This is a genomic window from Lutibacter sp. B1, from assembly GCF_012524075.1.
GTDB lineage: Bacteria > Bacteroidota > Bacteroidia > Flavobacteriales > Flavobacteriaceae > Lutibacter.
The window spans coordinates 70614-94836 of sequence record NZ_JAAZUI010000007.1; the positions used below are offsets into that span (position 1 = coordinate 70614).

The following is a 24223-nucleotide window of genomic DNA, read 5'->3' on the forward strand; positions in this document are numbered from 1 at the left end:
TATATCCGTTTTAATGTATATTTACAATACTATTAAAATCAAAAAATAATGAATACAAAATTTCTTCAGCCATTTATTGGCATAATTATACTTTTGCTTACAATTTCGTGTAAAGTTGAACCTCAACCTATTGAGTTTGGAAAAGATCAATGTAGTTTTTGTGTAATGAATATTGTTGATAAAACACATGCAGCACAATACGTTACCAAAAAAGGGAAACAATTTAAATTTGATGCTATTGAGTGTTTAGTAAACGATTTAAGTGAAAAAAACGAAGATGAATTAGCCATTATTTTAGTTTCAGATTACGGAAACCCTGGAAACATGATTGAAGCTAAAACTGCAACTTATTTAATTAGCATAGAAATAAAAAGCCCAATGGGCGCAAATCTTTCAGCGCTGTCAACTTTGGAAAAAGCGAAAGAACTTCAACAAAAACATACAGGTGAATTATATACTTGGGAAACATTAAAAGAAAGACTTTCTGACAAATAATTATGAATAAAATTAGCCTTCTCCTTTTTTTGTTTACTATTTCATTTTCACAAGCCAAACAAATTGAAGTTTGTAATACTTGTGAAATTTCAACCATTAAAAAAGCTATAGAATTGGCTGAAAATGGTGATGAAATATTTATAAAAAAAGGTGTTTATAAAGAAAATGATATTGAGGTTAACAAAGAAATAACTATTTATGGTGAAGAAGGAACTATTTTAGATGGCACAAATAACGGAAGTGTTCTTCATGTAACAGCTAACAATTTTGCTATTAAAAACATAAAAATTATAAATGTTGGTGTAAGTTACACCAAAGATTTTGCTGCAATTAAAGTAGTTAGATGCGAGAATTTCACAATTGAAAATGTTGTTCTTGACCAGATATTTTTTGGTATTTTAATTGAAAAATCTCATTATGGTAAAATTCTAAATAACACATTATCAAGCACTGCAAAAGACGAAGCAAATTCAGGAAATGGTATTCATATTTGGCACAGTTCAAATATGGAAGTGGAAGGAAATGAAGTTTTCGGAATGCGTGACGGAATCTATTTTGAATTTGTGACTGAAAGTAAAATTCACAACAATTTAAGTCACGACAATATACGTTACGGATTACATTTTATGTTTTCCAATAACGACACCTATTACAATAATGAATTTAAAAATAATGGTGCAGGTGTTGCAGTTATGTTTTCAAAATTCATAACCATGTATCAAAACAAATTTTTACACAATTGGGGCTCGGCATCCTACGGTTTGTTACTGAAAGAAATTTACGACACTCAAATTTATAACAACCTTTTCCAAGAAAACACCATTGGAATTAAAGGTGAAGGTTGCACACGAATTAACTACAAAAACAATACATTTTTAAGAAACGGATGGGCAATTAAAATTGCAGGTGCTTGTTATACAAATATTTTTGAGAACAACGATTTTATGCATAACTCGTTGGATTTAGCTTATAACACAAAAGTAAACGACAACCGTTTTGAAAATAATTATTGGAGTGAATATACTGGATATGATTTAGATAATGACGGTATTGGAGATGTTCCTTACCGACCTGTTAAATTATTTTCGTACGTTGTTAATAAAACTCCTGAAGCACTTGTTTTATTAAGAAGTTTGTTTGTTGATATTATCAACTTTTCAGAGAAAGTTTCACCGGTTTTTACTCCTAATGATTTAATGGATAAAAATCCTAAAATGAAAAAAAACAATGATTCAATTTAAAAATATACATAAACGTTTTGGCAAATTAACGGTGTTAGATGGTTTGGATTTGGATATTAAAAAAGGTGGAATTTTTGCCATTTTAGGTCCAAATGGATCAGGAAAAACTACTTTGATAAAATGTTTATTAGGAATGGTAATTCCTAATAAAGGCGACATTACATTTGAAGGAAAAAGTGTGCTAAAAAAATGGGAATACCGTAACAATTTAAATTACTTGCCTCAAATAGCAAACTTCCCTCCTAACTTAACTGTTATTGAGTTGATTAATATGGTGAAAAATCTTCGCCCTAAAAGTTCAAACGAACAAGAATTAATTCAGCTTTTTGGTTTAAAAAGTTTTTTAAATAAAAAATTAGGAAACCTTTCAGGCGGAACAAAACAAAAGGTAAATCTTGTTCTTACATTTATGTTTGATAGTGATTTAATTATTTTAGATGAACCAACTACAGGCTTAGATCCAATTTCTTTAATTCATTTAAAAGAACTAATTCAAAAAGAAAAAGAAAAGGGTAAAACTATTTTAATTACCACTCATATTATGAGTTTTGTTAATGAAGTTGCCGATGAAATTGTGTTCTTGTTAGATGGAAAAATATATTTTAAAGGAAGTATAGATGAGCTTAAAAAACAAACCAACAACAACAATTTGGAACACGCAATTGCTAATTTAATATCTAAACAATATGCTTAAAATATTAAAATATAGTTTTTACGATTTAATGCGTAGCCGCTGGAGTTACGTATACTTTTTATTTTATCTATTACTTGGTTTTGTATTGCTATTTTTAAACAACGATGTAAACAAAGCAGTAATTACATTAATGAATATTATAATTGTTTTAACACCACTAATTGGAACCATTTTTGGTGTAATGTATTACTACAATTCAAAGGAATTTACTGAACTTTTATTAGCACAACCCATCAATAGAAAAAAAATATTTATGGGGCAATATGTTGGTATTTCATTATCCCTGACACTTAGTTTGGTACTAGGTTTAGGAATACCATTTATATTATATGGTTTATTTAAATCTACTGCCATTTTTAACTTTACATTACTATTAATTGTCGGTTCTTTTTTAAACTTTATTTTTGTAGCACTATCGTATAATATTGCACTTTCTACCGAAAATAAAATTAAAGGCTTTGGTTATGCTATTTTAATGTGGCTATTTTTAGCAGTAATTTATGACGGCGTTTTCTTAATTTCGCTTGTAATGTTTGATGAATATCCGTTAGATAAATTTTCATTAATTGCAACAATGCTAAATCCTATAGATTTATCTAGAATTTTAATTTTATTAAAACTCGATATTTCAGCTTTATTAGGTTATACAGGAGCTGTATTTAGAAAATTTTTTGGAACCAATTTTGGAATGCTAATTTCAATGTCCATTTTAGTTTTATGGGTAATTTTTCCGATTTTTAGAATGAATAGAAAATTAAAACGAAAAGATTTTTAAGTTACTTTTTAAGTTTTATAAAATTTATATTGGAAGGGTTTTTAACAAGTTGTTTTTTGTTAAAAACCCTTTTTTTACAATGGTTCATTTTATCAATATTGTTATCTTTGAATAGAAAATTAAACAATTAGCTAGTAATTAATGAAGAATTACAAACCCAAAAACAGATTGTCCGCAAAAACCTATATTGAAGGTATTTTAAAAGGTGATAGAGTATTACTTTCAAGAGCTATTACAATTATTGAAAGTAATTTAGAAAGTGATAAACTACTAGCAAAAGAAATAATTCAAGCAATTTTACCAAAATCAGGAAACTCTATCAGAATTGGAATAACAGGAGTTCCCGGTGTTGGAAAAAGTACATTTATTGAAGCTTTCGGAAAACATTTGATTACCAAAAAACATAAAGTTGCCATTTTATCTATTGATCCTAGTAGCCAACGCTCAAAAGGAAGTATTTTAGGCGATAAAACACGGATGGAAGAGTTGGCAAATGCCGAAGAAGCTTATATTAGACCTTCAGCTTCTGGAGATACATTAGGTGGAGTTGCCAATAAAACAGGCGAAACTATGTTGCTTTGCGAAGCTGCTGGTTACGATGTAATTTTAATTGAAACTGTTGGCGTTGGTCAATCTGAAACTGCTGTACACGGAATGACGGATTTCTTTTTACTGTTAATGCTTTCTGGTGCTGGTGACGAATTGCAAGGTATTAAAAAAGGAATTATGGAAATGGCCGATATGGTAGTTATTAACAAGGCCGATGGAGATAATGTCAGAAAAAGTGAACAAGCAAAAATACAATACCAAAACGCATTGCATATTTTCCCGCAATCAGAATCTGGTTGGAGTCCTGTGGTTAGTACTGCATCCGCAATAAAAAATATTGGAATTGACAACGTTTGGAAAGAAATTACTAAGTTTAAAAATTTGGTAAAAGAAAACGGCTATTTTGATAAGAATAGAAATCATCAACAAATTCAATGGATGTACAATAATATTAATGAAGAATTAAAACGCTTGTTTTACGGTTCAAAAAATATTTCTACACAACTTACCTCTTTAGAAAAAGATATTATAACTGCAAAAATATCACCTGTAAAAGCTGCACAACACATTATTGAAGAATTTAAAAAGTCATTTAATAAAAAATAAGATTACTATATTTAAAGGGATGTTCATAATTAAAAATTGAAATGAAATTAATTGACAAAGTAAATTTCAAAAATAAAACAGAGAAAAAAGCCTTTACCTATTCTATGATAATAGCAATTATAGTTGGTCAAATAACAGCTTTAATTATTTGGCTCATTTTTAAAGAAAATTATTTTATAGCATTATTCTTTGGCTCAATGGTAGGATTATTATTTGGTTACAGTGGAAAAAAATAAACTCAACAATGTAATCAAGAGATTAATAATTAATTAAAACTTATTATTTTGAATAAAAGATTCTCTTTTGGATATAGTATTAGTTGGCTTTTTGGGATTATTGTTTTTCTTGACGGGTTTGCTAAATTTATTTTACGGAAATGATTTTGGCTTGGGAGTTTTTTTTATTTTTCTTTCATTTATTTACCTTCTGCCAATAAATAAATTTCTTAAAAACAAATTTGGATTTTCAATTCACTATTCTTTAAAAATAGTTTTAGCCCTTTTTATTATTTGGGTAACATTAGCAGTTGGTGCTATTGCAGAAGGATATGTTTTTTAAAAAGATTTGAATTTACATAAAACTAAAAAAAGCCTACATTTAAAATGTAGGCTTTTTAATATATTCTCTATTTAGATATTTTATTCTTGCTCTAAATACTTATCCATAATAGTAATGGCTGCTTCAGAAATAACAGTACCTGGACCAAAAATAGCTGCTACTTTTCTTTCTAATAAATAATCATAGTCTTGCGCAGGAATAACTCCACCTGCAAAAACCATTATATCTGGTCTTCCTAATTTTTCTAACTCTTCAATTAATTGAGGAATTAAGGTTTTATGACCTGCTGCTAAACTTGAAGCTCCTACAAAATGCACATCGTTTTCAATGGCTTGTTTTGCAACTTCTTCAGGAGTTTGGAACAAAGATCCCATATCAACATCAAAACCTAAATCTGCAAAACTTGACGCAACAACTTTGGCACCTCTATCGTGACCATCTTGCCCCATTTTTGCAATCATTACTCTTGGTCTACGCCCTTCAATTTCAGCAAATTTATCTGCCAATTTTTGAGCTTTTACAAAAATACTATCGTTATTTACCTCTTTACTATACACACCACTTATTAAATTAGTATCTGCTTTATGACGACCAAAATGAACTTCTAAAGCATCGGAAATTTCGCCTAAAGTAGCAAAATTTTCAGCTGCTTCAACTGCCAAGGCTAATAAATTTCCTTTTCCAGTTTCTGCACATTTAGTTAATGCTGCTATATTTGTATCAACTACAGCTTGATCTCTATTTGCTCTTAGTTTTTTCAAACGTTCAATTTGTGAATTTCTAACTACTGTATTATCAACTTCTAAAATTTCAATGTCTGATTTTTCAGCAGTTTGAAATTTATTTACGCCAACTAAAATATCTTGACCCGAGTCTAAACGTGCTTGTTTACGAGCCGAAGCTTCTTCAATACGCATTTTTGGAACTCCAGTTTCAATGGCTTTTGCCATTCCACCTAGTTCTTCAACTTCTTCAATTAATTTCCAGGCTTTTTTAGCAATTTCTTGTGTTAAATATTCAACATAATAACTTCCAGCCCAAGGATCAACCGCTTTTGTAATTTGCGTTTCATCTTGAATGAAAATTTGCGTATTACGTGCAATGCGAGCCGAGAAATCTGTTGGCAATGCAATTGCTTCATCCAATGCATTTGTATGTAAACTTTGAGTTCCTCCTAAACCTGCAGCCATTGCTTCAATACACGTACGAGCCACATTATTAAAAGGATCTTGTTCACTTAAACTCCATCCAGAAGTTTGACTGTGCGTACGCAACGCCATTGATTTTGGGTTTTGTGGATTGAATGATTTTATGATTTTTGCCCAAAGCATACGTGCAGCACGCATTTTTGCAATTTCCATAAAGTGGTTCATTCCAACTGCCCAGAAGAAAGATAATCTAGGTGCAAATTCATCTATTTTTAAACCCGATTTTAATCCGGTTCTAATGTACTCCATACCATCGGCCAAGGTATAAGCTAACTCAATATCCGCAGTTGCACCAGCTTCTTGCATATGGTAACCACTAATTGAAATGGAGTTGAATTTAGGCATATTGTTGGTGGTGTACTCAAAAATATCACCAATAATTTTCATTGAAGGTAATGGTGGATAAATGTATGTGTTACGCACCATAAATTCCTTTAAAATGTCATTTTGGATGGTTCCAGAAAGTTTATCTAAAGAAACACCTTGTTTTTTGGCAGCAGCAATGTAAAATGCCATAATTGGCAACACAGCACCGTTCATTGTCATAGAAACCGACATTTTATCTAGCGGAATTTGATCGAACAAAATTTCCATATCTAAAATAGAATCTATGGCAACACCGGCTTTACCAACATCACCTGTTACACGTGGATGATCGGAATCGTAACCACGATGTGTAGCTAAATCAAAAGCAACAGACAACCCTTTTTGACCTGCCGCTAGGTTTCTTCTGTAAAAAGCATTTGATTCTTCGGCAGTTGAAAAACCTGCATATTGACGTACAGTCCAAGGGCGTGAAACATACATTGTGCTGTAAGGTCCTCTTAAAAAAGGAGGAACACCAGCAGCAAATCCTAAATGCTCAGCTTTTGAAATATCTTCTTTTGAAAAATGCTTTTTTACTGGAATTCCTTCAGGTGTATTCCAAACATCTTGATTCTCTGATTTTGCAACAGTTTGTTTTACTGCTGAATTTAATGTTATATCTGAAAAATCTGGTTTCATCTGTTTAAGCTTTAATTGTTTGTTGAATTTTTTGCTGAATACTTGCTATTGTTTCAATAACATCTGATCGCATATTTACACAACCGTTTAAACCAGCTTTTGTTAATTCATCCATATTTGATGGCGCTCCTGCCAATAGCAGAACTTTATCACTGTTTAGTGCCCTAAATGTTTTTACAAAAGACATTGCACTTTCATCATAATCTTCATCTGAACTACAAATAACTACAACAGCAGCTTCAGATTTAGCACTTGTTTCAGCAGCTTCTATTGCAGATGCATAGCTTTTTTCTTGCTGAACATTAAAACCACTTACTCCAATAAAATCATATGCAAAAGCAGCTCTTGCCTTACGCATTGTTAAATTACCAAAACTTGAAAGTTCAACTATTGGTCGGTGGTTTGTTTGCGCAACAATGTTTTCTGTAACTTTTCGTAAAGCTTCAATTTCTAATGTGGCTCTTCTTGGTTTTAAAAGTTTGCTATTAGATGCCGAAGGCATGTCAGATAAAATACCGGCAGCAACAGTTTCCATTAAATTTGGATATTTGTTAACTCCAACCATTGCAAGTCTTCGTTGACTTAATAGTTTTAGTTTTTCTAAGCGTATTTCGGCAATTTGGCTTTGAATTAACTCGCTTTCAAAAGCTTCATAAAAACCTCCTTTTGCTTCAATTTCTTTAAAAAGTTCTAATGCTTTTTCTGCGATTTTAATACTTACTTCTTCAATATAATAAGAACCGTCAACCGGATTTGAAACTTTTCCAAAATAAGATTCTTCTTTTAGTATTGTTGTTATATTTCCGGCTATTCTGCTTGAAAAATCTGTTGAATCATTAAATTCTTTATCATAAGCATCAATTAAAACACCATCAACATTTCCTAAAATTGCTGACATTGCTTCTGTTGTTGAACGAAGCATATTTGTATTGGCATCTGTAATTGATTTACTCCAAATAGAAGTTTTAGCAGTTAATGAATGTGAAAAAATTGTAAGATTGTATTTTTTAGCAACTTCATGCAATAAATTGTTAAAAGCTCTAAATTTTCCTATTTCAATAAAATATTCAGAACCAATTGCTAATTGAAAATGCAGATTGTCAAAAATAGTTTGAACAGCAATTTCTTTAGTTGTTAATTTTTCAATTAAAAAAACCAAAGAATTTAATGTATATGCAATTTCTTGTACTTGATTTGCACCAGAATCTAAATATTCTCTACCCGAAATTGAAACAGATTTAAAGTTTGGATACTCTGCACTTAATTTTACAAGTTCTACAACTTTGTCAAATTGAGTTTCATCTAAATTTCCTTTGGTTACATAATCTGAGATTAATTTTAAATCAAAATAACCTTTAAGGCTTTTTTTATTGAGGTTACTTTCTTTTATAAAAGCAAAGAAATCGGTAGCAAAAGCAACTTCACCAGTTGTTAAAATAAATGAAACAGCTATTTTAGTTAAGTCAATACCTTTTAAAAGGTTTTTTGCTGATACGTTTTGTTTTATATCAAAAAGTAATCCGTTAATTCCTTCTTCAATAGCTTTTAAAGCTAATGTATTTCCACTTTTCTCTGATGTTGTGGTAATACATCTGTAGTTAATCAAAGATTGAGAATTTTCTCCGGTGTTTTTTAAATATTCTTTTTTGTCTTCTGCATTGTAAAAAGGTTGAATGTCAATTTTGCTCAAGTTTTTCCAAACAAGTTTTCTGTTGAAATCGGCTCCTTTTAAGTCAATGTTCACTTTTTCTATCCATTCCTGTTTTGTAACAGGTCCGAAATCTGAAAAAAGCGGTTTATTTTTATCATTCATAATATTTTACATTAATTTAGATATCAATACTTACTGATAATTTTACATCAAGCAAGTCTAACTAAAATTATTTAACCATTAAACTACTTCCAAATCTATCAAAAATAGCTTTGTCTAGTTCTTCTCTATGATCTGGGTGAGCAATGTCTCTTAGTGATTGTGCGCGTTGTTTTAGGTTTCTTCCAAACAATTCAGCAACACCGTATTCTGTTGCTACAAATCTTGCATGTGCACGAGTTGTTACAACTCCAGCACCTTGTTTTAGCATAGGAACAATTTTTGAAACTCCTTTTAATGTTGTAGAAGTTATCGCAATAATTGGTTTTCCTCCTATTGATAAAGCAGCTCCTCGCATAAAATCCATTTGCCCTCCAACTCCAGAAAACATTCTTGTTCCAATTGAATCGGCACAAACTTGTCCTGTGATGTCAATTTCAATAGCTGAATTAATTGCAGTTGCTTTTGGATTTTGACGAATAATAGCAGTATCATTAACATAGGCAATATCTTTCATTTCAATTTCAGGATTGTCATCCATAAAATCGTATAATCGACGCGTACCCATAGCAAAACCAGATACTATTTTATAAGGATTTACTTTTTTTTGTGATCCGTTTACCACACCTTTTTCAACTAAATCAACAATTCCTTCTGAAAACATTTCAGTATGAACACCTAAATTTTTATGATTGGTCAAAAAAGTTAATACCGCATTTGGAATACCTCCAATACCCATTTGAAGCGTAGCGCCATCATCAATTATTTCGGCAATATTTTTACCAATTGCTTTTTCTTCTTCAGAAGGTGCAACAAATTTCATTTCATGAATTTCCTCTTCCACTAATACACAAGCACTAAAATTATTTAAGTGAACTAATGCATCTCCAAAAGTACGAGGCATATGAGAGTTTATTTGTGCAATTACAGTTTTTCCTTGTTCAATTCCTGAGATTACAATATCTACAGAAACTCCTAAGGAACAAAATCCATGTTTATCCGGTGGAGATACATTTACTAAAACAACATCTAAATCCATATATCCTTGACGGAATAAACTTGGAATATCACTTAAGAAAATTGGAATATAATCAGCGGTATCTCCAACCATTTTTCTGATATTTCCTCCAATAAAAAATGCGTTTGTATGGAAACTATCTCTAAATTCAGGTTTAGTATATCCACACTCTCCTTCAGTGTGAAGGTGTACAATTTCTACTCCTTTTAATTCAGGAGCACGTTCAACCATTGCTTTAACTAAAGTTTGTGGCGTAGCCGACCCTCCTTGAATTAATACTCTATCTCCTGATTTTATTAGTTTAACAGCTTCTTGGGCTGTCATTATATTTGGTATGTTCATATTTATTTAAAATTTAAAATTTGTTGTTATGTTGGTTTTAAACAACTAATAATTAATTATCCTAAAAAACTTAATATAATACCCGCAGCTATAGCTGATCCAATTACACCGGAAACGTTAGGTGCCATTGCGTGCATTAATAAATAATTGTGTGGATCAGACTTTAAACCTTCGGTATGTACAACTCTCGCACTATCCGGAACAGCAGAAACTCCTGCCGCACCAATTAGTGGATTGATTTTATTATCTCCTTTAAGAAATAAGTTCATTAATTTGGCAAAAAGTAAACCGCCCATTGTTGCTATAACAAAAGAAATAGCTCCAAGTCCAAATATTAATAAAGAATCTTTTGTTATAAAAATATCTGCTTGTGTTGATGCTCCTACAGTAACTCCTAAAAGAATGGTAACTATATCAATTAATTTGGTACGTGCAGTATCTGCAAGTCTTTCTGTTCTACCGGATTCTTTTAGTAAATTTCCAAAAAATAACATACCTAATAAAGGTAATGAACTTGGTGAAATAAATGTTGTTAGTATTAATGCTGCAACAGGAAATATCATTTTTTCTTTTTGAGATACCGCCCTTGGTGGTTTCATTCTTATTTTTCTATCTTTCTTAGAGATTAATAATCTCATTATAGGCGGTTGAATAACCGGAACCAATGCCATATAAGAATAAGCTGCAATTGCAATTGGGCCAATTAAGTTTTTTACAGTTGTGCCATCTGGTAATATATTTATGCCATTTGCAAGTTTAGATGAAAGGAAAATTGCGGTAGGGCCGTCTGCTCCACCAATTATTCCAATAGCGCCGGCTTCCGGAAGGTTGAACCCTAAATAAAGAGCTCCTAAAAATGTAGCAAAAACACCAATTTGTGCAGCTGCTCCTAAAAGCATTAATTTTGGATTGGCTATTAACGAAGAAAAATCCGTCATAGCTCCAATACCTAAAAATATAAGTGGCGGATAAATACCTTTTACCACACCAAAATACAGATAGTTTAATACAGAACCGGTTTCGTAAATACCTGTTTGATTTCCTGCAACAAATGGAATATTACCAAGTATTACACCTATACCTATTGGTATTAGAAGTAGAGGTTCATAATCATATTTTATTCCTAAAAAGATAAATATAATTCCAATAATAATCATAATTAAATTACCGGAAGTAGCATTTGCGAAACCTGTATAATTATAAAATTGTTTAATTCCTTCAAAAGCACCATTATAAGAATTTACTTCTTCTATTTGATTATTTTGTTCAACAGAAACTGACGTAGTTATATTTTCAGCACTTTTATTAGAATTTAAGCCAAGTGCAGGTCTTATAAAAATCAGTAGCGATAGAACACTAAATATTAATAATATTTTCTTCATTTTTTTCTTTTTTATAAATGAGAATGTCCTATTCTAATTCAATCATTAATTCGTTTTGTAATACTTGTTGTCCAACACTAATATTAATGGCAGTAATGGTACCTGGTTTTTCACAAACAATATTGTTTTCCATTTTCATAGCTTCTAAAACTAACATGCGATCACCAACTTTTATTGTATCACCAACTTTAACATCAATTGATAAAACAATACCTGGAATTGGAGCAACAATTTTAGTTGTTTGAGATTTTGGATTTACTTTTAATGGTTCCGCAGGCCTTTTTGAAGCTGCACGAACAAGTGTTGGAGTTTTTGTTTTCTTAATTTCCTGCTTTAGTTCTACATCATAAGAAGTACCATTTACTTCTAAATTAATGATGTTATCTTCGTGAGATTTTATATTAACTGTGTACCCAGTTTCGTTTACTTTGAATTTATAAGTTTTCATATTTTATAATCTATTATGTGTTCCATAAATTTTAGAACTCCAAGGTGAATATGTTTTTTTAACTTGTTTAATTGTTAAAATTGCGCTTTCGTGATCGTGTTGTTCATTCATATACATATGAACAGCAGCACCAATTGCCGCAGCAATTTCACCGGTAAAATTGCGGTCAGATTTTAATGAAATTTCGGTAATTTTTTTATCTTTTCTTCTTGTTATTACTTTATATATGTATAACATAATTGGTAATGCATATTTGAAGAATAATGAAAGTAAAATTAAAGCGCTAAAAACAATTATCAATCCTGTAATCAAGATAACGTATCCTTCGCTAATTTGATCTGTAAATAAAGGTAGAAACATCATTATAGAGGTATGTTTGAGTGTTTTTTAGGAGGATTTATTTCCTTTTTATTTTGAAGTAATTGCAATGCTCTAATAATTCTGAAACGTGTGTTTCTAGGCTCAATAACATCATCAATAAAACCATATTTAGCAGCAACATAAGGATTTGCAAATTTTGCATTGTATTCATCCTCTTTTTGCTCTATATAATCTAGTTTTTCTTCAGCATCTTCTATTTTTCTAATATTAGATCCTTCTAAAACTTCAACAGCTCCTTTAGCTCCCATAACAGCAATTTCTGCTGTTGGCCAAGCATAATTTAAGTCTCCACGTAATTGTTTACAACTCATTACATCATGTGCGCCACCATAAGATTTACGGAGTGTAATGGTAACTTTTGGAACAGTTGCTTCTCCGTATGCAAATAATAATTTTGCTCCGTGAAGAATAATTCCGCCATATTCTTGTCCTGTTCCAGGTAAAAATCCAGGTACATCAACAAGGGTTACAATTGGGATGTTGAATGCATCACAGAAACGAACAAAACGCGCAGCTTTTCTTGATGCTTCAATATCTAATACACCAGCATAATATTTTGGTTGATTGGCAACAATACCAACAGGGTGACCATTAAATCTTGCAAAACCTACACAAATGTTTCTAGCATAATTTCTATGAACTTCCGTAAATTCTCCATTATCAGTTATAATTGAAATTACATCAACAATATCATAAGGTTGATTTGGGTTTTCAGGAATTATTTCATTTAACGCATCTTCTAATCTATCGATAGGATCATCACAAGTAATAATTGGTGCTTCTTCTAAATTGTTTGATGGTAAGTAACTTAATATTTTACGAACTAATAATAAGTTTTCTTCATCATTTTCTGCTAAGAAATGTGAAACACCTGATCTTGTTGAATGTATGTTAGCACCACCTAATTGTTCAGTAGTTACTACTTCACCAGTTACAGTTTGCACCACTTTAGGTCCGGTTACAAACATATAACTTGTTTGATCTGTCATAATTGTAAAATCTGTTAAAGCAGGTGAATAAACCGCTCCACCGGCACAAGGTCCTAAAATTGAAGAAATTTGAGGTATTACACCGGAAGCCATAATATTTCTTTGGAAAATTTCAGCATAACCGGCTAATGATCTTACTCCTTCTTGAATACGTGCTCCACCAGAATCATTTAAACCAATTACCGGAACTCCAATTTTCATTGCCATATCCATAATTTTACATATTTTCATCGCATAAGTTTCAGATAATGAACCTCCAAATACCGTAAAGTCTTGAGCGAAAAGGTAAACAACTCTCCCATCAATTGTTCCGTGTCCTGTTACAACACCATCAGAAAGATAAATTTCTTTATCTAGTCCAAAAGATTTTGTTCTGTGAGTTACAAACATATCAAACTCTTCAAAACTATCTTCGTCTAAAAGTATTTCTATTCGTTCACGAGCAGTTAATTTTCCTTTAGCGTGTTGTGATTCAATACGTTTTTCACCTCCACCTAGTTTGGCTTGAACTCTTTTTTCAATGAGTTCATTAATTTTATCTTGATTTGCCATAATTATATTTATTTAGCTATTCTTGTTTAGAGCAAAGTTCTGTAAGTACCCCATTTGTTGATTTTGGATGAAGAAAACCAATATCTAATCCTTCAGCTCCTTTGCGTGATTCCTTGTCAATTAGTGTTACTCCACGTTTTTCTGCTAATTTTAAAGCTTCAGTAGCATTTTTCACAGCAAAAGCAATGTGATGAATTCCTTGACCTTTTTTAGCAATAAACTTACCTATAGGACCTTCAGGTGAAGTACTTTCCAATAACTCAATTTTTGTAGTACCTACCAAAAAAAAGGCTGTTTTCACTTTTTGATCAACAACCTCTTCTATAGCGTAGCATTTTAGCCCTAAGATTTTTTCATAGTATTTAATTGATTCTTCTAAATTATCTACTGCAATTCCAATGTGTTCAATATGAGATATATTCATAATTAGGATGTTTTTAAATTTTATTCTCTCAATTAGTTCTAAAAAGAGTGTGAAGTTTTAATTATTTTAAGTTAGAGAACAAAATTAGAATATAGCAATTCTTAAAAAGATGACAGATGTCATATATTGGATTAAACTACTAAAACGTTTTAGTAGTTTTGAAGACCTTTTAATTTAGAAGACAATCCTGGTATTAACTTTATTAAAAAAAGATATTTCAGGGATGTTTAATTTTAAAGTGCTTGTTTTCAGTACTTTACTAAATAAATTTTGGATTAATTTTACTGGGAGCTTATAATAAACTTTAAGTGTTTTAATAACAGGGTACTTATAACGAATCTTAGTGTTTTACACATTTTTGAATGATAATTATAATTCTTCGTATTTTGCATGTAAACTGTTTAACATATTTTTCGACATTTTTTTTAGGTCGAATTTATGTTTCCATCCCCAATCTTCTCTTGCTCTAGAATCGTCAATGCTTCTTGGCCAGCTATCTGCAATATTTTGTCTGAAATCTGAATGATAAGAAATTTCAAATTCAGGTATAAATGTTCTAATTTCTTCAGCAATTTCTTCAGGAGTAAAACTCATTGCTGCTAAATTATATGACGAACGTATTTTTATGTCTTCAGGTTTTGCATCCATTATTTTTATAGTTGCATCAATAGCATCATCCATATACATCATAGGTAATTTAGTACCTTTATTTAAAAAGGAGTCGTATTTACCTAAAAGTAACGCATTGTGGTAAATTTCTACGGCATAATCAGTTGTGCCACCACCCGGATTGGTTTTCCAGCTTATAATTCCCGGATAGCGTAAACTTCTAACATCAACACCATATTTATTGAAATAATATTCACACCAACGTTCACCGGCCTGTTTGCTAATTCCGTAAACGGTTGAAGGTTCCATTATGGTCTCTTGCGGTGTGTTTTCTTTTGGAGTAGTAGGTCCAAATACGGCAATAGAACTTGGCCAAAAAACTTTTTTTATTTTACCTTCCTTAGCTAAATTTAAAACATTAAAAAGAGAATTCATATTTAATTCCCATGCTTTATCCGGAAATTTTTCTCCTGTAGCGGAAAGCATTGCTGCCATTAAATAAACTTCGGTAATAGCATATTTTTCAATAACAGACAAAATACTATGGTAGTCTAAAGCATTTATAGATTCAAATGGGCCGGATTGCATCAACTCTTCGTTACCTTCTCTAATATCAGCAGCTATTACACTATTTTTGCCATTAATTTCACGCAGTTTTAGAGTTAATTCAGTTCCAATTTGGCCACAAGCACCAATTATTAATATGCTTTTTTTCATGAAATAAAAATTTATTTTATCATTTATCAAATATACTTAAATTTTGAATTTATATTTATGATAAATTCCCATATCAAAGAAACATTTTTTTATATAACAGTATAATTATTACTATTTTTGACAGCAATAAGTTTTTGTATGAAGTTTTTATATGTTTTTTTGTTGATTGTGTTGTTTCTAAATTTTTCTTGTGACCAAAAAAAGGAAATAGAGAAAGTTTCTGAAAAAAAAGATACAATTCAAGTTAATTCTAATCGTATTGTAAATACGTTAGGAGAAACTTTAATACCTAAAGCGAAAACTTCATTAAAAGATTGGAAAGAATATAATGATGTTGATGAATTTTTATTGAAGTATTACAACATTTCATCTTATGAGGCACTTAATAATGCGCAGGAACTATCGGATTTGGTTAAATTGATGAAAGACTCTGTAAGAGTTGAAAAATTAAAGCAATTAAATGTTACAGCTCGTATTAATGTTTTGCATAATGAAACTTTGCGTTTGGTTGATATGTCTACAATACCATCAATCAAAAATGAAGAAATTAAAGAAGAAGTTACAAAAATTTTAGAGGTTTATTCGGCGTTAAATTCCAAGATCAATACAATTTATAAAGCCGAAGATATTCAAAATTCATTAGAGGTTGATACAGAAACTCCTATTGAATTAGAGAAAGAAAAAAAGGAGCCATTAAAGAAAGAATTTAGAGGAAAAGTGTCATCAAAAACACAATAATTTATGAAAAAAACAAGCGTATTATTTTTTATTTTAATTGTGTTAATTAGTTGTTGTAAAGAGCAAAAAGTTGAAAAAACAATTGCTTTTTCGGCTGAAAAAAATACAATAAATGATGTTTTAGATAATTGGCATAAAAATGCTGCTGAAACTAATTTTGAAAAGTATTTTAATGCTATGACTAAAGAAAGTGTGTTTATAGGAACAGATGCTTCTGAGAATTGGAAAAATTCTGAGTTTAAAGATTTTAGTAAACCTTTTTTTGTTAGAGGAAAAGCATGGAATTTTACTTCTGTACAGCGTAATATTTATATAAATTCTGAAGGTGATTTTGCTTGGTTTGATGAATTGTTAGATACGTGGATGGGTATTTGCAGAGGTTCGGGTGTTTTAATTAAAAAAGATGATCAATGGAAAATTGAACATTATGTTTTATCGGTTACTGTTCCAAATGAAGATATTAATGAAGTAATAAAAGTGAAAAAAGAAAAAGATTCTATTTTTTTAAATAAATTAAAAAAACGCAATTAAAAAGTGTTTTTAATTTTTTCGGTAAGTTCTGTTTCTTCAATGCTTATAATGTTATTATTGTCGTAAACAATTTTAGTTATTTTATTTTCACTCCAATATGTCCATGTGCCAACTTTTACACCATAGTTATAAGTAGCAATACATTTTCTGCTTCCATCTAAATTAAAACTTTCCCAAGTTGCATGTAATTTACCATCTTCGGTATAAAAGCCATGTTGCATTATATTTCCGTTTTCATAATACAATTTAACTTCTAATAAATCTCCTTTTTTTTCAATTTTTCTAATATCGTTTTCTTGAGAAAATACTACAAAAGTTGAAAATAACGTCACAAAAGTTAATAATAAATTTTTCATAATCAATAAATTATATAGTCTAAAATAATTGATAATAAAAGTATAAAATTTGACGCTAAAAGAGTATGATAATAATCACTAAAACAGAAGGTTTATCTATAATAAATTATTGGTGATTTTATAAATTAAGTCTGTTTCGTAACCTTTTGAGATAAGGTAAGTAATAAGTTTTTGTTTCTTTTTATAGATGTTTTTTTCATTAATTACTGCCAATTTTTTTTCAGCAATTGATTGTAAGGTTTTAACATAATCGTTCTCATCAATTTCTTTTAAGGCAACATTAATATTGTATGATGAAATGTCTCTAAATTTAAGCTCGTTTTTAATTTTAATTTTCCCCCAATTTTTCATATAAAATTTACCTCTTGCAAAGGCTTTAGAAAAACGCTCTTCATTTAAAAAATTATGATCTAAAAGGTGAAGTATTATTTTTTCTTTTGCTTCGGGAATCATTTTTAAATCATATAGTTTACTTTCTATTTCTTTATGACATCGTTCTTGGTAGGCACAGTAATTTTCTAAAATTTTTGTTGCTTCATCTACTGTATATGTTTTTTGATTTTTCACATATTAAAAGTATAAATTTTAATTTAACTTAAATTAAAATTTATACAGATTTAACGAACTATTTTTTTGATTATAGTTTGTTTATTCATAAAAATATAGACTAAAAATGTACTTTTACATTTTAAACATCTAATTTAAATGAATAGTATTGAAACTTATAAAAATCAGTTTGTAGATTATTTAACTGAAATTATAAAAGTTAAAGAACCAACCAATTTATATGAGCCTATTGAATATATTTTACAAATAGGAGGTAAGCGGTTGCGCCCTGTTTTAACATTAATGATTTGTGATTTGTTTCAAGGTGAAGTTAAACAAGCCTATAACGCGGCTTTGGCAATTGAGGTTTTTCATAATTTCACATTAGTACACGATGATATTATGGATAGCGCTCCAATAAGAAGAGGTATGCCTACAGTACATAAAAAGTGGAACATTAATACCGGGATTTTATCGGGCGATGCTATGATGATTTTAGCCTATCAATGTTTTGAAAATTATGAGCCTTCAACCTTAAAAAAACTACTTCAATTATTTAATAAAACAGCAATAGAAGTTTGTGAGGGACAACAATTGGATGTTGATTTTGAAAATAGAAATGATGTTAGTATTTCAGAATATACTAAAATGATAACGTATAAAACGTCGGTTTTGGTTGCGGCGGCGATGAAAATGGGAGCTATAATTGCCGATGTTACTGAAAATGAAGCAGCTTTAATTTATGAATTTGGGTTAAACCTGGGAATTGCATTTCAATTACAAGATGATTATTTAGACACGTTTGGCGATGCTAAACTTTTTGGAAAGCAAATAGGTGGCGATATTTCAGAAAATAAAAAAACATACTTGTATTTAAAAACGATTGAAGTTTGCAATATAACAGATAAAGAAAAGTTATTGACGTTATATAAAACCAAAAAATCAAATCAAAGAAAAATAGAAGAGGTAACACACATATTTGAAAGAAATAATATTCCTCAAATTACATTGAAAGAAATAGAACTTTATACAAACAAAGCTTTTGATGTTTTAGATAAACTTACTATAGATAGTGCTAATAAGACTGTTTTGAAAGATTTTGGATTAAGTTTAATGAAGCGTACAATCTAATGTTGAGACCTAACAATTCTTTAGAATTATTAAATACAATTGAAGTTGAAAATTTATATGATGATTTGATCAATCAATTAAATAAAGATTTTCAATAGGTACATTTACCTATAAGTTTTGAGAAAAACACACCTCCTGTTACACTTAAAAATTCTTTAGATATTATTTTAATGGATTTGATAACAAATAATTACGATAACTATTTAAATTTATTATACAGAATAGATGTTTCAGAAAAAGAATTATCAAAAATAACCGGCAATAATTTAACCGAAACAGTTGAACAAATTACTTTTTTGATTTTAAAAAGAGTTTATCAAAAGGTTTGGTTTAAAAATACACTCTAAAAATGGGAGATAAACCAGATGAATAGAGTAAATTCTCATTTTCATCAAATAAAACATCATAACGCAAACCCATTGATAAATTACCGGTTACATACTCAATACCAATATAAAAGGCAGATTGCCATGTAGAATTATTTTCTTCAGTAGTAAATTTTTTCTTTAGCTTTAGTTGTTCATATTCTGTAGAAAATTGTAAAAAGCTCACAGGTTTGTACAATGCTAATATACTTCCGCCATAAAGATTGGTTGTAGACTCAATAGTTGATTTATTTTTAAGGTACATATAAGTAAAACTTAAACCTCCGCTAAATTCAGGCGTAAAATCATAAATAGCACTTGGTGAAATAGAAAATGAGGAATGAGAATCTCCTAATCCAATATTTACTCCACCACCAAAACGCACATCATCAAAAAAAGTTTTCTTATCCGTTTCAGAATTTTGACACCATAAACTAGAATTTGTTAAAAAAAATAGAAACAATAAGTAAATAGTTTTGTGCATATTAAGTATTTTAGCTAAGATAAAAATATATTCCTGAAATTTTTTACAAAAAAAATATTGTAGGTAAAATAAAATTATAGTATTTTTGCGTCCAGTTTCAGGGACCCATAGCTCAGCTGGTTAGAGCACCTGACTCATAATCAGGGGGTCGAAGGTTCGAGCCCTTCTGGGTCCACAAGTTTATAAAAGTCTAACAAACCTTGCTAGACTTTTTTTATATTTAATAGAATTTCATAACATCGTTTGATGCGATTTTTTAGCTGATTTAAACTGCAGACTATTAAATTCTTGCTTTTTTGTTTCGTTTTTTAAAAATTAAGCATAAATTTAATGACGTATTAAAAAAGCATAATTTTAATTGGTAATTTTTTAATTTTCAATAAGTTATTGTAATCAACCCCAAAAAATGAAAATACAAAAATATACTTATTTAGCAAGTTTTTGCTTGCTGTTTTTTTGTGTTACAGTAGTTGCCCAAGTGCCACCGCCGCCTGTAGGTCTTCCGGTTCCAATAGATGGAAATATTATTTATTTACTTATTTCAGGTATAGCTTTTGGAGTTTACACGTTAAAAAGAAGAAAATAATTATTTTTCTAATAATCTCGCTACATATTTTCCTATAACATCAAACTCTAAATTAACTTCGGTTCCAATTTTAAAAGTGTGAAAATTAGTGTACTCGTAGGTGTAAGGAATTATAGCTACAGAAAAGCTATTCTTTTTAGAATTTACAACGGTTAAACTTGTTCCATTAACTGTTATAGATCCTTTTTCAATAGTTATATTGTTATAAGAACTGTCATATTTAAAACTAAATACCCAGCTGCCATCTTCTTCAATAATATTGGTGCAAACAGCTGTTTGATCTACATGACCCTGAACAATGTGTCCATCTAACCTGGCCCCTAAAATCATTGCTCGTTCTAAATTTATTTTACTGCCAATAGTTAAATGTTTTAAGTTTGATTTATCTAAAGTTTCTTTAATTGCAGTTACAGTATATTCTTTATTATTAATATTTACAATGGTTAAGCAAACGCCATCGTGAGCGATACTTTGGTCAACTTTTAATTCTGAAGTAAAATCACTTTCAATCGTAATATGTATATTTTCACCTTCTTTAACAATATTTTTAACTGTACCTAAACTTTCTATTATACCTGTAAACATAATTTTCTCAATTTAATTGATTACTTTTGATGTCTCAAAATTAAGCATAATAAACCTTATTTATGAATAAATCTGAAAAAATAAAACTGGGAATTTCTATTGGAGATTTTAATGGTATTGGTATAGAAATCATCTTGAAAACATTTTTAGATAAAAGGATGCTAGACTTTTGCACACCAATTATTTTTGGAAGTACAAAGCTGATTACATCTTATAAAAAAAATTTAAACTTAAATATACCATATAACGGAATTAAAAATATTGACAAAGCAATACATGGTAAAATAAATATTTTGAATCTTTGGAAAGAAGACATTAATGTTGAAATAGGAAAGCCTACTGAAATTTCGGGAAAATACGCTTTTAAATCATTGGAAGCTGCTACAAATTCTTTGGTGAAAAAAGAGATTGATGTTTTGGTAACGGCGCCAATTAATAAAGATAATATTCAGTCTGAAGAATTTAAATTTCCCGGCCATACCGAATATTTAGAATCTAAAGTTAAAGGTGAAAGTTTAATGATTTTAATGACTGACAGTTTAAGAGTAGGCTTAATAACAGGTCATATTCCGGTTTCTAAAGTGCCAAAAGCAATTACACCTAATTTAATTAAGAAAAAAGTACGTATTTTACATAAAACACTTGTTCAAGATTTTGCAATTCCAAAGCCTAAAATAGCAATTTTAGGATTAAATCCACATTGTGGCGATAATGGTGTTATAGGAAAAGAAGATGATGAAATTATTAGACCAACAATTGCTGAAATACAAGATACAGGAAAATTAGTTTACGGACCTTATGCCGCCGATAGTTTTTTTGGTTCAGAGAATTACAAAAATTTTGATGCCATATTAGCTATGTATCACGATCAAGGATTAGCACCGTTCAAAACGTTGTCTTTTGGTGAAGGGGTTAATTATACAGCAGGCTTAGATGAAGTAAGAACTTCACCGGATCATGGAACAGCATACGATTTAGCCGGAAAAGATAAAGCGAATATAAACTCGTTTAAAGAAGCTGTTTTTACCGGAATTCAAATTTTTAAAACCAGAACAGAATATAAAAGTTTGACTGAAAACACTTTAAAAATAACACATCAAAAATAAAAACAGTAATTTTTCAAAATTTATTGTTTAAAATAAATTTATAATTTTATATCTTTGCACGCTCAAATTGAAGTTCTATATGAAAGATTTAAAAGAATTTGATATATCTTTTATAGGTTTAAAAGAAGGAATGCATCAATTTGAATATAAAATTGAGAAACTGTTCTTTGATTTTTTTGAATATGATGAGTTTTATAATTCAAATGTAAAAGTTGATTTGTCTTTTTTAAAAAAGACTACAATGTTTGAATTAAACTTTGATTTTAATGGTTGGGTAGAAGTTGCATGTGATCTTACTAATGAGCTCTATAAACAACCAATAAAATCTAACATTGAGTTAATTGTAAAGTTTGGTAATGAATTTAATGATGAGAATGAAGAATTATTAATAATTCCTCATTCAGAATTTAAAATCAATATAGCTCAATATATATATGAGGCTATTGTTTTAGCAGTTCCATTAAAAAGAATTCATCCGGGAGTTGAAGATGGAACTTTGCACTCCGACATATTAGAAAAATTAAAAGAATTTGAAATAAAAGAAGAACAAGAACAGGAAGAAGAAAATACTAAGGAAATTGATCCAAGGTGGAATAAATTAAAAGATATACTAATAGATAAAAATAAGAGTAATGGCACATCCTAAAAGAAAAATATCAAAAACCAGAAGAGATAAAAGAAGAACTCATTACAAAGCAGTTGCTCCTCAAGTAGCTGTAGATCCAACAACTGGAGAAGCTCATTTATATCATAGAGCACACTGGCATGAAGGTAAACTTTATTATAAAGGGCAAATTGTAATTGATTCTGAAGAAACTCAAGCTTAATATTACAAGTTAAAAAAACATAAAAACTCTCATTTTGAGGGTTTTTTTTATTTTTTGACTTAAAATTGACTAAAAAGTGACGATTTTCATTAAAAAATCAAAATAAATTTCATTACTTTGAGCCTCTTTTTTTACTAAAAGAAAAACAACTTATGACTAAAATTACCGCAGCAATAACAGCCGTTGGAAAATATGTTCCTGAAGACGTTTTAACAAATGCGATGTTGGAGAAAATGGTAGATACAAATGATGAATGGATTACTACTAGAACAGGTATTAAAGAACGAAGAATTTTAAAAGGAGAAGGTAAGGGTACTTCATACATGGCTATAAAAGCTGCTCAGCAATTAATCGAAAAGAAACATTTAGATCCGAAAGAAATTGAACTTGTTATAGTTGCCACCGCAACACCCGATATGCAAGCTGCTGCAACCTCTGTATATGTCGCAAATCAAATTGGAGCAACAAATGCATTTGGGTTTGATTTAGAAGCAGCATGTTCAAGTTTTTTATATGGAATGTCAGTAGCCGCTAGTTACATTGAGTCTGGCAGGTATAAAAAAGTACTTTTAATTGGTGCCGATAAATGTTCTTCTATGATTGATTATACGGACAGAGCTACATGTATAATTTTTGGAGATGGAGCAGGAGCAGTTTTATTTGAGCCAAATGAAGAAGGTTTGGGGCTACAAGACGAGTATTTAAGAAGCGATGGTTCCGGGAGAGAATTTTTACAGGTTAAAGCTAGTGGTTCAATGTATCCGGTAACAAAGGAAGCAATTGATAAAAGAGAAAATTTTGTTTTTCAAGATGGAAAAACAGTTTTTAAAAATGCTGTATTTAATATGGCCGATGCAACAGTAAAAATTTTAGAAAGAAACAAGATAACTAAAGATAATATTAATTGGTTAGCAGCTCATCAAGCAAATAAGCGCATTATTGAGGCTACAGCTAACAGAATAGAACTCGAAAGTTCAAAAGTAATGATGAACATTCAAAATTATGGTAATACTACTTCAGCAACATTACCATTACTTTTAGCAGATTACGAAAAACAACTTAAAAAAGGAGATACTATAATTTTTGCAGCATTTGGAGGTGGTTTCACTTGGGGATCAATCTATTTCAAATGGGCATATAATTCTTAATAAATTAACAACTAAAA

Annotated in this window: 29 protein-coding genes and 1 tRNA gene; 17 read left to right on the forward strand and 13 right to left on the reverse strand. The window is 29.9% G+C overall.

The features are described from left to right. Nucleotides 1-48 precede the first annotated feature (48 nt). From HGB55_RS05770 to HGB55_RS05800, 7 genes are all read left to right on the forward strand, one after another. Entirely contained in the window at nucleotides 49-495 is a 447-nt protein-coding gene (locus tag HGB55_RS05770; protein WP_168815542.1) for a nitrous oxide reductase accessory protein NosL, read from the forward strand. 2 nt (nucleotides 496-497) lie between these two features. Continuing rightward, nucleotides 498-1736, forward strand: a complete 1239-nt coding sequence (locus HGB55_RS05775) for a nitrous oxide reductase family maturation protein NosD (protein ID WP_168815543.1) — start codon at nucleotides 498-500, stop codon at nucleotides 1734-1736. Then, on the forward strand, nucleotides 1723-2430 hold the full coding sequence (locus HGB55_RS05780; protein ID WP_168815545.1) for an ABC transporter ATP-binding protein: 708 nt from the start codon (nucleotides 1723-1725) through the stop codon (nucleotides 2428-2430). The genes HGB55_RS05775 and HGB55_RS05780 overlap by 14 nt, the downstream gene beginning before the upstream one ends. Beyond that, complete coding sequence (locus HGB55_RS05785; RefSeq protein ID WP_168815547.1) at nucleotides 2423-3205, forward strand: ABC transporter permease; 783 nt, start codon at nucleotides 2423-2425, stop codon at nucleotides 3203-3205. Before HGB55_RS05780 ends, HGB55_RS05785 begins: the two co-directional genes overlap by 8 nt. A 141-nt stretch (nucleotides 3206-3346) precedes the next feature. Beyond that, nucleotides 3347-4360: a methylmalonyl Co-A mutase-associated GTPase MeaB gene (meaB, locus tag HGB55_RS05790; RefSeq protein ID WP_168815549.1), complete on the forward strand. Its 1014-nt coding sequence runs from the start codon at nucleotides 3347-3349 to the stop codon at nucleotides 4358-4360. A gap of 41 nt (nucleotides 4361-4401) precedes the next feature. Beyond that, nucleotides 4402-4596: a hypothetical protein gene (locus tag HGB55_RS05795; RefSeq protein ID WP_168815551.1), complete on the forward strand. Its 195-nt coding sequence runs from the start codon at nucleotides 4402-4404 to the stop codon at nucleotides 4594-4596. A 67-nt stretch (nucleotides 4597-4663) separates the two neighbouring features. After that, complete coding sequence (locus HGB55_RS05800; protein WP_168815553.1) at nucleotides 4664-4918, forward strand: hypothetical protein; 255 nt, start codon at nucleotides 4664-4666, stop codon at nucleotides 4916-4918. Between the two features lie 80 nt (nucleotides 4919-4998). Here the strand turns inward: HGB55_RS05800 and scpA are convergent, their stop codons facing one another. The 9 genes from scpA to HGB55_RS05845 all read right to left on the reverse strand — a co-directional run bounded on the left by scpA (nucleotide 4999) and on the right by HGB55_RS05845 (nucleotide 15803). Further along, nucleotides 4999-7131, reverse strand: a complete 2133-nt coding sequence (gene scpA, locus HGB55_RS05805) for a methylmalonyl-CoA mutase (protein ID WP_168815555.1) — start codon at nucleotides 7129-7131, stop codon at nucleotides 4999-5001. A 4-nt stretch (nucleotides 7132-7135) separates the two neighbouring features. After that, nucleotides 7136-8944: a methylmalonyl-CoA mutase family protein gene (locus HGB55_RS05810; protein WP_168815557.1), complete on the reverse strand. Its 1809-nt coding sequence runs from the start codon at nucleotides 8942-8944 to the stop codon at nucleotides 7136-7138. Nucleotides 8945-9011: 67 nt separating this feature from the next. Beyond that, on the reverse strand, nucleotides 9012-10301 hold the full coding sequence (locus HGB55_RS05815; protein WP_168815559.1) for an acetyl-CoA hydrolase/transferase family protein: 1290 nt from the start codon (nucleotides 10299-10301) through the stop codon (nucleotides 9012-9014). A 56-nt stretch (nucleotides 10302-10357) separates the two neighbouring features. Further along, complete coding sequence (locus tag HGB55_RS05820) at nucleotides 10358-11683, reverse strand: sodium ion-translocating decarboxylase subunit beta (RefSeq protein ID WP_168815561.1); 1326 nt, start codon at nucleotides 11681-11683, stop codon at nucleotides 10358-10360. Between the two features lie 28 nt (nucleotides 11684-11711). After that, a complete protein-coding gene (locus tag HGB55_RS05825; protein WP_168815563.1) occupies nucleotides 11712-12131 on the reverse strand; it encodes a biotin/lipoyl-containing protein in 420 nt (139 codons plus the stop codon). A gap of 3 nt (nucleotides 12132-12134) precedes the next feature. Further along, entirely contained in the window at nucleotides 12135-12494 is a 360-nt protein-coding gene (locus tag HGB55_RS05830; RefSeq protein WP_168815565.1) for an OadG family protein, read from the reverse strand. Continuing rightward, complete coding sequence (locus HGB55_RS05835) at nucleotides 12494-14053, reverse strand: acyl-CoA carboxylase subunit beta (protein ID WP_168815567.1); 1560 nt, start codon at nucleotides 14051-14053, stop codon at nucleotides 12494-12496. Before HGB55_RS05835 ends, HGB55_RS05830 begins: the two co-directional genes overlap by 1 nt. 16 nt (nucleotides 14054-14069) lie before the next feature. Continuing rightward, nucleotides 14070-14477 carry a methylmalonyl-CoA epimerase gene (mce, locus tag HGB55_RS05840; RefSeq protein ID WP_168815569.1) on the reverse strand — a complete coding sequence of 136 codons (408 nt, stop codon included), beginning with the start codon at nucleotides 14475-14477 and terminating at the stop codon, nucleotides 14070-14072. 369 nt (nucleotides 14478-14846) lie between these two features. Then, nucleotides 14847-15803 carry an NAD-dependent epimerase/dehydratase family protein gene (locus tag HGB55_RS05845; RefSeq protein WP_168815571.1) on the reverse strand — a complete coding sequence of 319 codons (957 nt, stop codon included), beginning with the start codon at nucleotides 15801-15803 and terminating at the stop codon, nucleotides 14847-14849. Between the two features lie 138 nt (nucleotides 15804-15941). Between HGB55_RS05845 and HGB55_RS05850 the strand changes: the two genes are divergently transcribed. Then, a complete protein-coding gene (locus HGB55_RS05850; protein WP_168815573.1) occupies nucleotides 15942-16541 on the forward strand; it encodes a hypothetical protein in 600 nt (199 codons plus the stop codon). Between the two features lie 3 nt (nucleotides 16542-16544). Next, a complete protein-coding gene (locus HGB55_RS05855) occupies nucleotides 16545-17072 on the forward strand; it encodes a nuclear transport factor 2 family protein (protein ID WP_168815575.1) in 528 nt (175 codons plus the stop codon). Here the strand turns inward: HGB55_RS05855 and HGB55_RS05860 are convergent. Both HGB55_RS05860 and HGB55_RS05865 read right to left on the reverse strand, forming a co-directional pair. Further along, nucleotides 17069-17428: a toxin-antitoxin system YwqK family antitoxin gene (locus HGB55_RS05860; RefSeq protein ID WP_168815577.1), complete on the reverse strand. Its 360-nt coding sequence runs from the start codon at nucleotides 17426-17428 to the stop codon at nucleotides 17069-17071. The genes HGB55_RS05855 and HGB55_RS05860 overlap by 4 nt on opposite strands. A 96-nt stretch (nucleotides 17429-17524) precedes the next feature. Further along, nucleotides 17525-17995, reverse strand: coding sequence for a regulatory protein RecX (locus tag HGB55_RS05865; RefSeq protein ID WP_168815579.1), 471 nt, complete (start codon nucleotides 17993-17995; stop codon nucleotides 17525-17527). Between the two features lie 138 nt (nucleotides 17996-18133). Here HGB55_RS05865 and HGB55_RS05870 point away from each other — a divergent pair, with 138 nt between their 5' ends. Both HGB55_RS05870 and HGB55_RS05875 read left to right on the forward strand, forming a co-directional pair. Then, nucleotides 18134-19105, forward strand: a complete 972-nt coding sequence (locus HGB55_RS05870) for a polyprenyl synthetase family protein (protein ID WP_168815581.1) — start codon at nucleotides 18134-18136, stop codon at nucleotides 19103-19105. 170 nt (nucleotides 19106-19275) lie between these two features. Continuing rightward, nucleotides 19276-19452, forward strand: coding sequence for a hypothetical protein (locus HGB55_RS05875; RefSeq protein WP_168815583.1), 177 nt, complete (start codon nucleotides 19276-19278; stop codon nucleotides 19450-19452). Here HGB55_RS05875 and HGB55_RS05880 read toward each other — a convergent pair. Continuing rightward, entirely contained in the window at nucleotides 19436-19954 is a 519-nt protein-coding gene (locus tag HGB55_RS05880; protein ID WP_168815585.1) for a hypothetical protein, read from the reverse strand. The genes HGB55_RS05875 and HGB55_RS05880 overlap by 17 nt on opposite strands. Nucleotides 19955-20055: 101 nt before the next feature. Between HGB55_RS05880 and HGB55_RS05885 the strand changes: the two genes are divergently transcribed. Both HGB55_RS05885 and HGB55_RS05890 read left to right on the forward strand, forming a co-directional pair. Beyond that, nucleotides 20056-20129: transfer RNA gene (locus tag HGB55_RS05885), tRNA-Ile, on the forward strand. A gap of 231 nt (nucleotides 20130-20360) precedes the next feature. Next, nucleotides 20361-20540, forward strand: a complete 180-nt coding sequence (locus tag HGB55_RS05890; protein WP_168815587.1) for a PID-CTERM protein-sorting domain-containing protein — start codon at nucleotides 20361-20363, stop codon at nucleotides 20538-20540. Here HGB55_RS05890 and HGB55_RS05895 read toward each other — a convergent pair whose 3' ends face one another. Beyond that, nucleotides 20541-21125, reverse strand: coding sequence for a riboflavin synthase (locus tag HGB55_RS05895; RefSeq protein WP_168815589.1), 585 nt, complete (start codon nucleotides 21123-21125; stop codon nucleotides 20541-20543). It lies immediately after the preceding gene. Between the two features lie 62 nt (nucleotides 21126-21187). Here HGB55_RS05895 and pdxA point away from each other — a divergent pair, with 62 nt between their 5' ends. From pdxA to HGB55_RS05915, 4 genes are all read left to right on the forward strand, one after another. After that, the gene (pdxA, locus tag HGB55_RS05900; protein WP_168815590.1) at nucleotides 21188-22231 is read left to right on the forward strand and encodes a 4-hydroxythreonine-4-phosphate dehydrogenase PdxA; all 1044 of its coding nucleotides are present in this window, start codon (nucleotides 21188-21190) and stop codon (nucleotides 22229-22231) included. Between the two features lie 79 nt (nucleotides 22232-22310). Continuing rightward, nucleotides 22311-22877: a DUF177 domain-containing protein gene (locus HGB55_RS05905; RefSeq protein ID WP_168815592.1), complete on the forward strand. Its 567-nt coding sequence runs from the start codon at nucleotides 22311-22313 to the stop codon at nucleotides 22875-22877. Continuing rightward, a complete protein-coding gene (gene rpmF / locus HGB55_RS05910; RefSeq protein ID WP_168815594.1) occupies nucleotides 22864-23058 on the forward strand; it encodes a 50S ribosomal protein L32 in 195 nt (64 codons plus the stop codon). Before HGB55_RS05905 ends, rpmF begins: the two co-directional genes overlap by 14 nt. 152 nt (nucleotides 23059-23210) lie before the next feature. Continuing rightward, on the forward strand, nucleotides 23211-24206 hold the full coding sequence (locus tag HGB55_RS05915) for a beta-ketoacyl-ACP synthase III (protein WP_168815596.1): 996 nt from the start codon (nucleotides 23211-23213) through the stop codon (nucleotides 24204-24206). Nucleotides 24207-24223: the final 17 nt, after the last annotated feature.